Origin of the sequence: Photobacterium halotolerans DSM 18316, assembly GCF_000425165.1 — a bacterium.
GTDB lineage: Bacteria > Pseudomonadota > Gammaproteobacteria > Enterobacterales > Vibrionaceae > Photobacterium > Photobacterium halotolerans.
In genome coordinates this window covers 137200-151151 of sequence record NZ_AULG01000013.1, presented here as the reverse complement: position 1 = coordinate 151151, position 13952 = coordinate 137200, and the positions used below count along the sequence as shown (strand labels likewise).

Sequence of the window (13952 nt, the reverse complement as noted above, 5' to 3'; positions counted from 1 at the left end):
TCTTACGGGTTTTATTTAATTTTCATAGGTTACCGGTGCAGTAAAAATATAACCGTTACCCCGCATGGTTTTGATGTATTTAGGATGTTTACCGCTATCGCCCAGTCGCTGCCGCAACCGGCTCAGTTGAACATCAATTCCCCGCTCAAACGGCAGCGCTTCACGGCCCCGGGTGGCATTGGAAATGGTGTCCCGGTCCAGCACTTCATTAGGACGGGATAAAAATAACATCAGCAAACTGAAATCACCGCCCGTCAGTTCATAGTCTTGTTCTGTCTGAAGGTCATATAGCCTGTGAGACAAGGTCTCCAGACGCCAGTGCCCAAACCGGATCGAACGCGGTAATGCGGTTGGTTGCACGATTTCCTCCTGACCGGCAGGGCGTGTGCGACGCAACAGCGCTTTAATGCGCGCCAGTAACTGACGCGGACTGAATGGCTTGGCGATATAATCATCGGCGCCGATCTCCAGCCCCAGAATCTGATCCATTTCATCGGAGGCAGCTGTCAGCATCATAATCGGCACTTCCGATGATTTCCGTACAAACTGGCATAATGTAAAGCCGTCGTCCCCCGGCATCATCACATCCAGCAGGATGACATCGGGCGTATGCGCTTCAAGCTGTTGCTTCATCGCAATGCCATCTTCTGCGGTTATCACCTCATAGCCGGATTTAGCCAGATACTCCTGCAATAACTCGCGGATTTCGACATCGTCATCCACAACCAGAATGGTCTTTGTCGACATGGTGGTGTTCTCTTTCTGTTCGTACACGTCATTATCGTTATCATTATTTACTGATAGCTTTCCTAAAGCGCTTTGCTCATCGCTTCATTTATCCCTGAAAGCGCTTCAGCCGCTAGCAGTGTTATTCATTACCGGGATGAAATCACGGATCAGGCGGCAAAAGTTTGAGGCTGATAAGGTTTTATGGTCTTGTTGCAGGTGAAATTTTGCTGCTAGCTTCCCCTGATACGCCATTCATGCATAATACTTTTAAAGCAGTATGTTAAGAGAAAAGTCCCTAATGCTAACCATTGATTACGCCACACTTGATGATCATTCCGCTATCACCGAACTGCATGTTCGCAACTGGCAGGTTGTGTATTGCAACGATCTGTCCGAGCAGTACCTGACGCACGATATCCATCAGGACCGATTTCAAACCTGGTACTCGCGACTGACTCAGCCCATGAGCAAGCGCCATATTCTTGTTGCAAAACAAAACGGGCAAATGTGTGGCTTTATCTGCATCGAGCTGGATGCACATCCTGAGTTAGGCACGCTGGTCGATAACCTCCATGTTAACTCTGAAATAAAAGGGCAAGGCATTGGCAAGCAGCTTCTCGCGGCGGCAAAAGAGATAATAACCAAGCACGCTCAGTCAGACAGCCTGTATCTGGAAGTGCTGGCGTCCAATCTGCCGGCCATAGGGTTTTATCAGCGGATGGGGGGAACAGAGTATTGCGCGCAAACCTGGCAGGCACCGGACGGTACAGTCGTCAACGAGTATATCTACCATTGGCCCCGACGTGAACATATAACGTTCTAACCGCAGAATTTGCAGTGCCTGTCACGACCCTTGTCTGTCCAACTTGTGGTTTTGCAGTAGCAGTAATAGTGAAAGAAGAGCTACCCCAGCCCTCTCCACCTCAGAGAGAGCTGATAAGGGAGCTTAAAACAACAGATGCGCAATGCCGACTACGATGGGCAGGGAAATCAAGGTGCGCAACAGAAAAATAGCCACCAGATTCAGAAAATTAAGCGGTATCTTGCTACGCAGGATAACGGTGCCTACTTCGGACATAAAGATGAGTTGGGTAACCGAAATGCAGGCAATAATAAAGCGGGTCATTTCGTTCTCGATGCCAGAGCCGAGTACGGCAGGCAGGAACATATCAGCGAAACCAACGACCATAGCGGGCGCAGCGGCTGCCGCTTCTGGTACCTGCAGCAGACTAAGTATCGGTTGAAATGGCAACCCCAGATACCGGAACAGTGGTGTGTATTCGGCCAGCAAAATCGCCAACGTACCAAACGCCATGACCACCGGCATAATCCCCACCCACATTTCCAGAACGTTGCGAGCGCTTTGCTTCAGTATGACTCCAGGGCCAGTGACCGTTTGCGACTGCGCGAGGGCGCGTTCCAGACCGTAGGACCAGACAGATTTTCCCTTGGGAGGTATTTCCTCATTATCAATGGTTGGTGCCCCTTCGTAGTATTCGTCTCCAATCCGCGATAGTGGCGGTATGCGGGGCATGATAACGGCCAGAGTCAGGCCAGCAACCAGCACCGTCAGGAAGAAGGGACCAATCATGTGAGCAAGGTTCAGATAAGTAATAACAACAATGGAAAAGGTGACCGATACCAGTGAGAAGGTGGTGGCGATGATGGCAGCTTCCCGCTTTGTGTAGTGGCCGTTTTCGTATTGCAGGTTGGTCAGAACCACTCCTATGGTCGCATCGCCTACCCAGGAAGTCATGCAGTCGACGGCAGATCGTCCGGGCAACTTAAACAAAGGTCGGAACAAACGGGTGAACAGTGCACCGACGAATTCCAGCAGGCCGAACATTAACAGCAGCGGCAGAAAAATGGCAGCGAGTAGGAAGATCACCAACAGCAGCGAAACCAGATTGTTAAGCATCAGACCACCGGTGTTTTCATTCCACAGTAGCTCTGGCCCCCATTGGAAATAGACCATGGTTGCGAACACAGCGCCGACACAGCGTACCAGAGTCCAGAACATACCGGCGGAAAACAACTCGCGGTAGAGTTCGGTCCTAAGCAGTATCGGCGGTGCTCCCAACTGCCCCAGCACGCTCAGTACCGCAAACAGGTTGATCAGAATCATAGCGAACAGAGGAGCATCGCCGAGTGCGTTCTGCAATAAGCCTGCAAACCAGGCGATAAGCACAGTTGGTTCGCCGTCAAACTGCATCGGCACGAGAAACAATAGAATGCCGAGCAGAGACGGCAATATAAATTTGGCGTAATCCATAAAACCTGCCGTGTTTGGCTGGGTTTGGGTTTGAGTGCTCATGGTCGCTCTCCTGTTCATCGTTGTAATTATTAATGTTGTGTTTAATGTCATTTTGACAGTGGGTGCTCACCTTTGCAGGGGCTGGTACTTTATTCGACGCTCCTGGGGACAGCTCTATGACGATGCCCCCTATCAGCCTGAGCATCGTGGATAAATGTTTTGCGAACATAGGGCGACAGGATGCCCTGGACTGAAGCTCCGTAGCCGAGATCAAAGCTGAGTGAATCGCCAACGCGCCAGGGCCGGCTCTCAGTCAAATCCAATACCAGGTGATCCGAAGAGGCGCCCAATACTTCAACACCGGGGTCGCGCGGCAATAGGGTGGCCAGGTCGGTGTCCAGGCGTCCAAAACCGACGATGCCGCGTATCCGGTCACCGCGATCCTCGAACTGAGGCACGTGGCCGAAGGCGTCGACAACAATATCTCCCTCGGGCATGGACGCCTTAGTCTGAATCTCAATCAGTTCGGCATTTAAGGTGAATAGTCCGGTGTTCAGACCGGACAGGGGTTGATCGGTGAAAGGATTTTTTCCCTGCAGGATGGTAAAGCCAATACGTAGGTGATTGATGCGTTCTGGAATCCGCTGTTGCAGCAGCAACGGCAGTGCGCCCGAATTGCCGCCGGAGATATAGCGCAGTGAGCGCTGAAGTTGTTGCTCGACCCGTTCGGCGCATTGCACCAACTGCCCAAGGTTGTATTCCGTGGTACGCACACCACCAATGCAACCGAGGTTGGTCCCGATACCGACCAGATCCAATCCCGGCAAGTCCTGAATCCTGGCCACCATATCCGGCAGTCGCCCAGGTAAAATGCCTTCCCGCCGATCCCCCAGTTCCACCATCAGGATGACCGCGTGACGTTTGCCCAGTTGTTCGGCAGTAGCAGACAATGCACGCAGCGAGGCCAGTTCCGAATTCAGACTGAGGTCGCATTGCTCAACCACTTGTGAAGCCTGGCTGGGAGAAGGAGAACGCAGCAACAACATGGGTTGTTGCAATCCTGCGCGCCGCAGCCGGTCGATGTTCTCCAGGCGGGAGTCTGCCAACATGTCGACACCACCTTCGGTAAATGCATGGGCAATACGTACGTCGCCACAGGCTGCTTTAACGACCCCTGCAATCTCGATACCCGACTGGTGGCACCAATCGGTGACGGTCCGGGCATTATCGGCCAACTGTTGCAAATTTATATCAAGGCGGGCGGATGGATTCATCTGTATTCCCCAGGCAGAAAGATACTCTAGGGTTTAAAGCTAAGTGAAAAACAGCTATTAATCTAAATGTTAAACTCTATGTTTGATATAAATTTGGTCTATGTACATACTAAAAAACGAATCATTGGAGATCCTGCTCATGGACGAGTCATCCGCACACTACAACCAGCTTGAGCGCTTCGCCTCCCGTCTGGATTGGAATTTGCTACGTACCTATATTGTGATTGTTCAGGAGCAAAGCATCACCGCGGCTGCGGACCGACTCTGCCTGCAACAGCCAACCATCAGCGCTGCCCTGAAGCGGCTGGAATCGACACTGGAGCGGAAACTTATCGAGCGGCGACCGGGCCGCTTCGAGTTAACCCATGCAGGTCAAACACTCTATGACGAGGCCATGTCGATTTACCGCACTGTATCCCGGTTGAACGAATTCGTCAGCGAATCCCAGGCGGATACCCTGGGGCACATCCGCATCATGACCATCAGCCATGTGGTCAGCGATTATCTGGATGAAGTTCTGAGTCGCTTCTTCAGGGATCATCCCAAGGTGACTGTATCCTGTGAGGTCTCGACCACAGCCACCATTCTGTCGGAATTGGAGAAATGCACCATCACCCTTGGTGTTTGCGATGGCGTCGTACCTGAATCGCTGGAGAGCCGCTTTTTACTGCGCGAGCAGTACGCTCTCTATTGCGGACCCGGTCACGCCCTGTACGGGCGTGAAGGATTGAAGCTGGAAGACCTGCGAGGTGAGGCCTATGTGGCGTTTACTTCAGACGTGCTTGGCGGCGAACACATGGGGGCGGTGACCGCCATCCGTGCCCTCGCGTCAATCGGGCAGCATGTACGTGGCAGTTCCTGTCATGTTGAAGAAGTGACCCGGATGATCATTAACGGAGTCGGGATCGGCGTTCTCCCGTTGCATTTGGCTGAGCCACATGTAGAACGTTCTCTGTTATGGCAGTTACCGCCTTACCATGATTTACCCGAGTCGGATATACAATTGCTGTTCAATCCCTCGTCACGCTTTAATGATGCCGAACAGGCTTTGGTGGACAGTCTGAAGCAACGGTGAAATCAAAAGTGCTAAATATCTACCATTGGCCCGGCAAGGATCAGATGAAGTTCTGATCGCAGACACTGTCATACAGCACGGCCGCATCCATCGATACGGCCGTGAAAGCCTTTAAAGCTCGACGATCAACTTACCTTTATTCTCACCGGAGAACAGCAGGTTAATCCCTTCAATGGCACTATCCAGCCCTTGCAGGGTATGAGCACGATACTGCAGCTTGCCGTCCATCATCAACTCTGCCAGTTTTTGACCGTATTCCGCAAACCGATGGAAATGATCCGGCATAGTAAAGCCCTGTATCATCAGTCGTTTACGCACAATATTCATCCAGTTCGGGCCAGGTTGTGGTGTCGCTGTGTTGTAGTCGGCAATCATGCCGCAGACAGCCACACGGCCATGGGCGTTCATGCGTTGATAAATGTGCTCCTGCGCAACGCCGCCGGTATTTTCAAAAAATAAGTCAATGCCGTTGGGGGTTGCGGTTGCCAGCTTGGCTGCGAAATCCTCATCGTGATAGTTGATTGCGGCATCAAAACCCAGTGTCTCTGTCAGCCAGTGGCATTTTTCATCGCTGCCAGCCACACCGATGACAGTCACGCCTTCCAGCTTCGCTAACTGGCCAACCATAGATCCCACAGAGCCTGCTGCGCCTGTCACCACCAGTGTCTGTCCCGCTTGCGGTTTCAGCACTTCATACAGGCCGTGATAGGCCGTCACGCCCGGCAAGGCCACCACAGAGAGCAAGGCTTCCTGCGGCACACTGGTCGGCACGGGCGACAAACCGCCTTTGGCAACAAAATATTCCGTCCAGCCCATCATACCCATCACACGGGTTCCCACCGGAAAATCCGGGTGGCGGGATTCCACCACATCACCGATGCCGCTTGAGCGCATCACTTCTCCCAGCTCCACAGGCGGAATGTAACTTTCACGATCGGCACTCATCCAGCCGCGCATGGCCGGGTCCAGTGACATGTGGGTTTGCTTGACCAGAAACTCGCCCTCGGCAATTTCCGGCACTGGCTTAGACACTTTTTCAAAAATATCTGACGTGATGGTGATGTCAGGACGCTTTTTCAGAAGAATGGCACTGTAATTCATGATCTTGTTCCTTTTGTTGTCTTGAGGCACACTCTAACTCTTGCTGAAAATGAAAATAAGACAGCAAAATAAAGAAACACTTTTGCTCAAAATGGGAAAATAAACATGGATAAACTCAAAGCCATGGAAGTGTTTGTCACCACATTACAGTGTGGCAGCATTTCCAGCGCCGCAAAGCAATTACGTCTTCCCGTTTCCAGTGCCTCGCGGCAACTGAGCTGGCTTGAAGCGCAACTCGGCACTGAGCTCATCAAACGCAGCACACGGACCATCAACCTGACTGAAGTGGGCAAAGCCTACCTGACACAATGCCAGCAGGTCCTTGAGCAAATTCGTCAGGCGGAGGAGCTGGTGAACACCTATCAGCAAACCCCGTCGGGCATTTTGACCATCAGTTGTATGAGCCACTACTTTGACAGTCAGGTACTGCCGCATCTGAGTGAATTCGAGGCGCTGTATCCTGATATCAAACTCGATATCGATGTGTCAGACCGCCTGACCGATCTGTCGAAAGCAGAAATTGATATCGCTATTCGTGGCGGATATCTGCCGGATGAACGTATTCACGCACGCTGGTTATGCGATAACACGCCACATCTGTGCGCGACACCTCAGTACATTGAGCGATATGGCCTGCCAACTGATCATACTGAACTGCACGCTCACCATCTGGCTTACTACCGGAGTCCAAAGCACATTTTAAAGTGGGGGATCGTCAGAGAAGGGCAATGGCTGCCTCTGGAACTGGAACCGTATGTTGTGACCAATTCCGGCCGCTATATTCGTGAGCTGATGATGGCAGGAAAAGTGATGGCGCTGCTGCCAAACTGGTCAACCTTCGAAGACAGGGATGAAGGCAAGCTCATCAAGGTCGAGCTTCCCGCGCCGGTCTGCCTGTCTGCCGAGCGCCTGGGGCTCTATCTGCTGTATTACTCACCCCGCTATCAGGTGCCGAAAATCAGGGCAGCGGTCGATTTTTTCAGTCAGAAGCTGGCCGTAAACAGATAGCAGAGACATCATACTGTTTTGCTCTCGCTTGCCGGATGCACCACTACAGGCTGGGATCAGACCCCCAGCTTGCTGCGGAACATAAAGAAAACCGCGCCCAGCATACACAACCCGGCCCAGAGGTAATCGAGTTTCAGCGGCTCTTTCAGGTAGTAAAACGCGAAAGGCACAAAGACAGACAGGGTGATCACTTCCTGCAGGATTTTCAGTTGCCCGACACTCATCACAGTAAAGCCGATGCGGTTCGCCGGCACCTGCAGCAGGTATTCAAACAACGCAATTCCCCAGCTCAGGAAAGCGGCAATGACCCAGGGTTTGCTGTTCAGATCTTTTAAATGTCCGTACCAGGCAAACGTCATAAATACATTACTGCACAGCAGCAGAAAAATCGTAATCAGTGTAGGTTGCATAGAGAAAGTGATTCAGTTTACCGGCCAGAGAATGCGCGGATTATAATCAGCACTTTTCACCTTGTCATGTAAAATATAAATCAATTGCAATAACAAACTAACTCATTGTTTAATAAACAATTTTAAAGTAGCGCAGCCCCATTTCCCTCATCGGCCAGCACATCATCCGGGTTACGAAGCTGGCACCGGCTCAGTGACAGACAGCCACAGCCGATACAATCGCCCAGCGAATCCCTGAGTTTTTGCAATTTGGCGATTCGTTCATCCAGCTGATGCCGCCATAAACTCGCCATCGCCTGCCATTCTTCCTGGGTCGGTGCGTGATCCACAGGCAGGTGCGACAGCGCCTCGCCGATTTCCTCCAGCGACATGCCCAGCTGCTGCGCGGTTTTGATCACCGCAATCCGGCGCAGCACACTGCGATCATAGCGGCGCTGATTACCTGCGTTCCGCCAGCTCTGAATCAGCCCTTTCTGCTCGTAAAAATGCAGCGCCGACACCTTTACATTAGAGCGTTCTGCAACCTGTCCGACTGTCATTTCCATCGCCAATCCTTACATGCTGATCATCTGTATTTTATTCTTGACCTCAAGTTTACTTGAGGTTTTAAGCTCTGCCCATCACTAACAATAACCAATAAGGAAACACGGATGTCACGCACTGCGACTTATCTCACCGGGCGCTTTTTTGACGGTATTTCATCCGGGATGTTCATGCTGGCACTGCCTTGGATCATGCTGAATCAGGGCGACATGGGGGTCTTCGTGGCGGCTGTCTCGCTCACTTGCACTGCCTTGTCATTTATCGCCACCCCTTTCACCGCCACGCTGATTGACAGGCATTCACGCAAAGCCATTCTGATCGTCATCCAGGTGATTCAGTCACTGACCGCACTGTCTGTGCTGATCGCTTTCCGGTTTCAGGCCGATTCCATCTGGTTGCTGGCACTGGCGCAACTGATCTTCTGGCTGACTAATGATGTCGCCTGGAGCACCAATAATGCTTTCACTCAGGAGAACTATGACAAAGCTGACTACGCCAGAGTCACCGGCCAGCAGGAAGTCGTCATGCAACTGACCACGCTCAGTGCCGGGGCAGCGGGCATAGTGCTGCTGACGTCCTGGTCGATGAACGAATTTGCCTTGCTGGCGACGCTGGCCTCCGGCATTGCCGCGCTGAGCTACTGGCTGACACCGTATCGCCGCCGGTTGGCGTCCAGTCAACCTCAGGCGTTTTTCAGACAATTGGCCGAGAGCAAAACCATCTTCACCCGCCAGCCCGCTTTCTACCTGTTTCTGGCGTTATCCTGCCTGACCTATCCTATGCTCACCTATCTGGCGAAACTGGTGCCAGTATATTTCTCTGAGCACAACATCAGTGGCAGCTGGTTTGCGTCCTGGTCGCTGAGCTATGGCATCGGCGCCTTGCTTACCGGCCTGCTGGTGACGCGTTTGCTGGCACGCATCAGCCATGAAAAAGCCATGATGTATTCGGTGATCACCATGGGCAGCCTGCTGATCGTCATGGCTATGTGGTTAACGTCGGTTGTACTGGTTTCGCTCACCGTGATTCTGGGCTTTTTCAACGCTTTAAACCGTATCGCCCGCACCAATAAGCTCAACCACGAAGTCAATGTACACGAACGGGGCCGGATAGAAGGCGGTCTGAAATTATTCTCGACCCTGAGTCAGAGCCTGAGTTATGTCTTGATTGCGGCGTTAAGCTACCTGCAGATCACTGAAATAGGTTTTGTCATTATGGGCGTCATTGTGCTGGCATCCGGTTTGATCATGCAGCTGTTATACCGGAAAGGTTCCCATCTGCAGGTTTCAATTGCCTGAGGACAAGACAATCACTGCAACGACTTCCCTGAAGCTACGCTAGGGAAGTCTTGTTATTTTTCCATCCAGTCCATCAGAAACTGCGAAAAAGCGTTCACTTGCCTTGGCTGGAATTTGCGGCCGGGATAGACAATCTGCAAAGCGACAGATCCGGTATCACTGAGACTCAATCCTCTGACCTGATCATCAAACAGCACCTGTAACCGGCCGTCCAGCACATCCTGCCGGACATCCCACCAGGACTTCATCGCAATACCGCAGCCTTCTACTGCCCATTGACGCACCAAAGCGCCATCGGTACAAATCATCGCCGGTTCGACGTCCACTGTGATCGGGCCCTTGTCTGTAACAAAGTGCCACTCATTCATGATTTGTCCGGCCCACTCCATCACTAAGCACCTGTGATGACGAAGATCATCGGGATGCGCCGGTTGCCCCGCTTTCGCCAGATAAGCCGGTGATGCACATACCACGCGCCGATTCGACACTAACGACTTTGCAATCAGGTTGCTGTCAGGCAAGTTGCCCAGCCGGATGGCAATGTCTATGCCTTCATCCACCAGTTTTACCATGCCATCGGTCAGATACAGATGCGGTGCCACCTTAGGATGGGCCTCAGAAAACGCCGCCAATGCCGGCGCCACGTATTGCCTGCCAAAGTCAGACGGCGCAGTAATGCGCAGGGAACCTGACAGCTCAGCTTCAGATTGCGTTAATACCGCTTCTGCGGCTTCCACTTCTTCCACTACCCTCAGACACGCCTGGTAAAATCGATAGCCCGCTTCAGTCATCGAAATATGCCGGGTATTTCTGTTCAGCAAACGGGTTTGGTATCTGTGTTCAAGCTGGTTCATCCGGGCGGTCATGCTGGCAGGCGACAACCCCAGCTTACGCCCTGCGGCCGCCAGTCCACCTGATTTCACCACCTGAACAAACAACGCCATGTCATCTGTCTTTGCCATATTATTCAGTTTTTATGAAGTATGTTTTTGTATTTGAGCTAATTATAAATATTTTTTGAAACAATACACTGAAGACCTCTTAATCGCAGAACCCGATTATCCTTATTACAACCAACACGCTTGAGGAATCCCCAATGAAAGCTGTCGCACTGACCCATTATTTACCTGTATCAAACCCGGACAGCCTGATGGATGTCGAACTCCCGGCACCGGCTGTATCAGGCAAGGATATTCTGGTGAGGGTGGAAGCCATCTCGGTCAATCCGGTTGATACCAAAGTAAGAGCCCCCAAAGACAAAATTGAACCACAGCCTCGTGTTCTGGGCTGGGACGCGGCAGGAACGGTCGTCGCAGTCGGTGAAGACGTCACCCTGTTTTCCGTCGGTGACGAGGTATTTTATGCCGGTGATATCACCCGCCCCGGCAGCAACAGCGAATACCAGCTTGTTGATGAACGTATTGTCGGAAAAAAACCGCAATCACTGTCGATGGCGGAAGCGGCCGCACTCCCACTGACCAGCATCACCGCTTGGGAAGGCTTGTTTGACCGGCTCAATATCAACCCCAACGGCACGCAGGATCAGCAAAGCCTGCTGATCATCGGCGGTGCTGGCGGTGTCGGTTCGGTGGCAATTCAATTGGCCAGCCAGATCACAGGACTGACTGTGATAGCCACCGCATCACGGGAAAACACCCGGCACTGGTGCCATGAAATGGGCGCCGATTACACCATCAACCACAGGCAGGATATGGCGGCACAACTGGCTGAACTCGGCTTTCCGGCAGTGGACTACATCTTCTGCCTCAACGACACAGCCGGCCACTGGGCAACCATGACACAGGTCATCAAACCCCAGGGCATGATTTGCAGTATTGTCGAAAGTAATGTGCCATTGGATATGGAACCGTTAAAAAGCAAAAGTGCCGGTTTCGTCTGGGAATTCATGTTTACCCGCTCCATGTATCAAACCCATGATATGACCGGGCAGGGTCATCTGCTCAATCAGATCAGCAAGCAGATTGATGCCGACACCCTGCAATCCACACTGAAGGAGCACCTGACACCGATCAATGCTGAGAACCTGCGCAGCGCTCATGCCATGGTAGAGCAAGGCAAAATGATAGGAAAAATTGTCCTGTCTGGCTGGGAATAAAGCTTAAATCCATCGCTTCTTGCCCGGCACAGCCTCGCTATATCGAGTGAAACTGTGCCGGGCGAAGCTATGCAAGACATAGCTGTGTCGGGAGAAGCTGTGCCGGCAAGGTAAACATGGTTAACTTAATAATGCCTCGGCAGGCTGAATCTCTACGATCCGATCCGGCCATCCGGCGACAAAATCCCTTTCGTGCGACACCATGATGACAGTCCCGTTAAAGTCGATCAGCGCTTGCTTCAGCGCCGCTTTCACCGTGGCATCCAGATGGGTGGTCGGCTCATCCAGCACCAGCAGATTGACCGGCTGCAATGCTAAACGACACAGCTTCACTTTGGTCTGCTCTCCTCCGCTGAGCGAACCGACAGGCTGCAAGGCCAGCTTGCCGGACAGGCCGAAGCGCGCCAAATATTGCCTGGCCGCTTTGTCATCCAGACCGGGACAAGCTGACTTCACCAGATTCACGGGGGTGGCATCCTGAAACGGCCAGTGCAGTTCCTGCTCAAAGTAGCCGAGCCTGAGTCCTTGCGATAATTCCAGCTGTCCAGACACAGCTGCCAGCTCGCCCACCAGGGTTTTCAGCAGGGTGGACTTTCCGATGCCATTGAATCCGGCAATCACGACTTTTTCACCGCGCTGCAGGCTCAGATTCATCGGAGGCAGCAAAGAGCGGGTATAGCCGATTTCCAGCCCGGTAGCCGCCAGCACGGTCTGGGCACTCAGCGTCGCTGCCCGGAACGAAAACGACACCGCTTTCTCTGACTCCGGCGCTGCCATGCGTGCAATCCGCGCCAGCTGTTTCTTGCGGCCATTGGCAATGCTCGCATTGACACCAGCACCGTTTTTGGCAATGAACTGCTCCAGCTTATCGATGTGCTTTTTCTGGGCCTGATATTGCTTGGCATGGGCCGCATCGTCGCTGGCTTTCTGCGCCATCGCTTTCTCAACATTGCCTTTGTATTTACGGATTTGTTGTCTGTCGATATCGCAGATGCCGGTCGCAATCCGGTTCAGAAAAGCCTTATCGTGCGACACTACCATGAAGGCGCCTGTAAAGCCATTCAGATAATCGGCCAGCCAGTCGACATGTACGGTATCCAGGTAGTTGGTCGGTTCATCCAGCAACAGCACACCCGGCGATACCAGCAGCAGGGTTGCCAGCATCACTTTATGGCGCTGACCACCACTCAAGGCGTCGAGCGGCGTTGCCATGCCGAACTGGGTGATCCCCAATCCTTCAGCCACCGCCTCTATTTTGTGGTCAGTGACATAAAAGGACTGGCTTTCCAGCATCGCCTGAATCGTTGCGGCACGGGTCAGAAAACTGTCGCGGGCACTTTTCTCCGGGCAGGCGTAAATCGCCATCATCTCGGCTTCCAGTGTGTATAAATCGGCAAACGCCGATTGCAGATAACCACGTACCGTCAACCGGGGATCCAATTCTGCGTGCTGATCCAGATAACCGACCTGCACGGCGGGCTGCCAGAGAATATCGCCGCTGTCGGGCAGCAACTCGGATTGCAGCAATTTCAGCAGGGTACTTTTCCCCACCCCATTCTTGCCGGTCACCCCGATATGCTCGCCGGGAAACAAAGTGAAACCAGCCTGCTGATACAGGGTTTTATCGCCGATGTGGTAAGTCAGGTTTTGAATTGTGAGTAAACTCATTGTATTACATCCATAAAAAAACGAGGGGCGGTACAAGGCATACCGGCCCCTCGCTTCAAGCAATCTTGAAACTAGCTGCTGACAGATTATCGGTCAGAAACTAAAAGGCCGACGATGAAAGTCATCGTCGGCCTGTACTCTGCATTCATCAGATACAGACAACTCCCCTGAGGATCAGGGAATGACGGCTATATCTGATGAAGATTCAGAAGACATTCAGCTCCGAGCCACACTTCATCGTGTTAATGCGCGGAGCACAGTCGCCTGACAAAATTCTTGAATAGGATGTAAAACATTGCAGAGCGGTCCAAAAACATAATTCGGCCGCAAAATACGCAATTTTCAATCATGAGTCAACCGCACCTATTGTCGTATACAACTCATATCGAGCATCGGTTTACGCCCCTCAGCCAAAAACCGCGGCCAATAGTCCAATCATAACAGCCAGAGCCAGTATGGCTTTCACCAGCAAACCG

Annotated in this window: 13 protein-coding genes; 5 read left to right on the top strand and 8 right to left on the bottom strand. The window is 52.3% G+C overall.

The window, feature by feature from the left end; genetic code table 11:
* Positions 1-15: 15 nt before the first annotated feature.
* Positions 16-747 carry a response regulator gene (locus tag H511_RS0101920; RefSeq protein ID WP_027250792.1) on the bottom strand — a complete coding sequence of 244 codons (732 nt, stop codon included), beginning with the start codon at positions 745-747 and terminating at the stop codon, positions 16-18.
* A gap of 280 nt (positions 748-1027) precedes the next feature.
* Between H511_RS0101920 and H511_RS0101915 the strand changes: the two genes are divergently transcribed.
* Positions 1028-1552: a GNAT family N-acetyltransferase gene (locus H511_RS0101915; protein WP_027250791.1), complete on the top strand. Its 525-nt coding sequence runs from the start codon at positions 1028-1030 to the stop codon at positions 1550-1552.
* A gap of 123 nt (positions 1553-1675) precedes the next feature.
* Here H511_RS0101915 and H511_RS0101910 read toward each other — a convergent pair whose 3' ends face one another.
* A complete protein-coding gene (locus H511_RS0101910) occupies positions 1676-3043 on the bottom strand; it encodes a YjiH family protein (protein WP_051287698.1) in 1368 nt (455 codons plus the stop codon).
* 89 nt (positions 3044-3132) lie between these two features.
* Positions 3133-4257, bottom strand: coding sequence for an alanine/ornithine racemase family PLP-dependent enzyme (locus H511_RS22225; RefSeq protein WP_051287695.1), 1125 nt, complete (start codon positions 4255-4257; stop codon positions 3133-3135).
* A gap of 139 nt (positions 4258-4396) precedes the next feature.
* On the opposite strand from H511_RS22225, the gene H511_RS0101900 reads away from it, so the two are divergent.
* Positions 4397-5332 (top strand): LysR family transcriptional regulator, encoded by a 936-nt coding sequence (locus tag H511_RS0101900; RefSeq protein ID WP_027250789.1) that lies wholly within the window; start codon positions 4397-4399, stop codon positions 5330-5332.
* Positions 5333-5443: 111 nt separating this feature from the next.
* Here H511_RS0101900 and H511_RS0101895 read toward each other — a convergent pair whose 3' ends face one another.
* Positions 5444-6433 (bottom strand): NADP-dependent oxidoreductase, encoded by a 990-nt coding sequence (locus tag H511_RS0101895; protein WP_027250788.1) that lies wholly within the window; start codon positions 6431-6433, stop codon positions 5444-5446.
* A 105-nt stretch (positions 6434-6538) separates the two neighbouring features.
* On the opposite strand from H511_RS0101895, the gene H511_RS0101890 reads away from it, so the two are divergent.
* A complete protein-coding gene (locus H511_RS0101890; protein WP_027250787.1) occupies positions 6539-7441 on the top strand; it encodes a LysR family transcriptional regulator in 903 nt (300 codons plus the stop codon).
* 56 nt (positions 7442-7497) lie between these two features.
* Here the strand turns inward: H511_RS0101890 and H511_RS0101885 are convergent, their stop codons facing one another.
* Together H511_RS0101885 and soxR are read right to left on the bottom strand one after the other, a co-directional pair.
* Positions 7498-7851, bottom strand: a complete 354-nt coding sequence (locus H511_RS0101885) for a DMT family protein (RefSeq protein ID WP_027250786.1) — start codon at positions 7849-7851, stop codon at positions 7498-7500.
* Between the two features lie 122 nt (positions 7852-7973).
* Positions 7974-8396 (bottom strand): redox-sensitive transcriptional activator SoxR, encoded by a 423-nt coding sequence (gene soxR, locus H511_RS0101880; protein WP_027250785.1) that lies wholly within the window; start codon positions 8394-8396, stop codon positions 7974-7976.
* Positions 8397-8501: 105 nt separating this feature from the next.
* Between soxR and H511_RS0101875 the strand changes: the two genes are divergently transcribed.
* Positions 8502-9692: an MFS transporter gene (locus tag H511_RS0101875; protein ID WP_036758403.1), complete on the top strand. Its 1191-nt coding sequence runs from the start codon at positions 8502-8504 to the stop codon at positions 9690-9692.
* A gap of 53 nt (positions 9693-9745) precedes the next feature.
* Here H511_RS0101875 and H511_RS0101870 read toward each other — a convergent pair whose 3' ends face one another.
* Positions 9746-10654 (bottom strand): LysR family transcriptional regulator, encoded by a 909-nt coding sequence (locus H511_RS0101870; RefSeq protein WP_027250783.1) that lies wholly within the window; start codon positions 10652-10654, stop codon positions 9746-9748.
* Between the two features lie 134 nt (positions 10655-10788).
* On the opposite strand from H511_RS0101870, the gene H511_RS0101865 reads away from it, so the two are divergent.
* Positions 10789-11808, top strand: a complete 1020-nt coding sequence (locus H511_RS0101865; RefSeq protein WP_027250782.1) for a zinc-binding alcohol dehydrogenase family protein — start codon at positions 10789-10791, stop codon at positions 11806-11808.
* 120 nt (positions 11809-11928) lie between these two features.
* On the opposite strand, the gene H511_RS0101860 is transcribed toward H511_RS0101865, so the two are convergent.
* The gene (locus H511_RS0101860) at positions 11929-13476 is read right to left on the bottom strand and encodes an ABC-F family ATP-binding cassette domain-containing protein (RefSeq protein ID WP_027250781.1); all 1548 of its coding nucleotides are present in this window, start codon (positions 13474-13476) and stop codon (positions 11929-11931) included.
* Positions 13477-13952: the final 476 nt, after the last annotated feature.

Excerpts from the sequence above, each read along its gene's own strand:
- H511_RS0101920 (WP_027250792.1), bottom strand. The coding sequence starts at position 747 with ATGTCGACAAAGACCATTCTGGTTGTGGATGACGATGTCGAAATCCGC.
- H511_RS0101915 (WP_027250791.1), top strand. The coding sequence starts at position 1,028 with ATGCTAACCATTGATTACGCCACACTTGATGATCATTCCGCTATCACC.
- H511_RS0101910 (WP_051287698.1), bottom strand. The coding sequence starts at position 3,043 with ATGAGCACTCAAACCCAAACCCAGCCAAACACGGCAGGTTTTATGGAT.
- H511_RS22225 (WP_051287695.1), bottom strand. The coding sequence starts at position 4,257 with ATGAATCCATCCGCCCGCCTTGATATAAATTTGCAACAGTTGGCCGAT.
- H511_RS0101900 (WP_027250789.1), top strand. The coding sequence starts at position 4,397 with ATGGACGAGTCATCCGCACACTACAACCAGCTTGAGCGCTTCGCCTCC.
- H511_RS0101895 (WP_027250788.1), bottom strand. The coding sequence starts at position 6,433 with ATGAATTACAGTGCCATTCTTCTGAAAAAGCGTCCTGACATCACCATC.
- H511_RS0101890 (WP_027250787.1), top strand. The coding sequence starts at position 6,539 with ATGGATAAACTCAAAGCCATGGAAGTGTTTGTCACCACATTACAGTGT.
- H511_RS0101885 (WP_027250786.1), bottom strand. The coding sequence starts at position 7,851 with ATGCAACCTACACTGATTACGATTTTTCTGCTGCTGTGCAGTAATGTA.
- soxR (WP_027250785.1), bottom strand. The coding sequence starts at position 8,396 with ATGGAAATGACAGTCGGACAGGTTGCAGAACGCTCTAATGTAAAGGTG.
- H511_RS0101875 (WP_036758403.1), top strand. The coding sequence starts at position 8,502 with ATGTCACGCACTGCGACTTATCTCACCGGGCGCTTTTTTGACGGTATT.
- H511_RS0101870 (WP_027250783.1), bottom strand. The coding sequence starts at position 10,654 with ATGGCAAAGACAGATGACATGGCGTTGTTTGTTCAGGTGGTGAAATCA.
- H511_RS0101865 (WP_027250782.1), top strand. The coding sequence starts at position 10,789 with ATGAAAGCTGTCGCACTGACCCATTATTTACCTGTATCAAACCCGGAC.
- H511_RS0101860 (WP_027250781.1), bottom strand. The coding sequence starts at position 13,476 with ATGAGTTTACTCACAATTCAAAACCTGACTTACCACATCGGCGATAAA.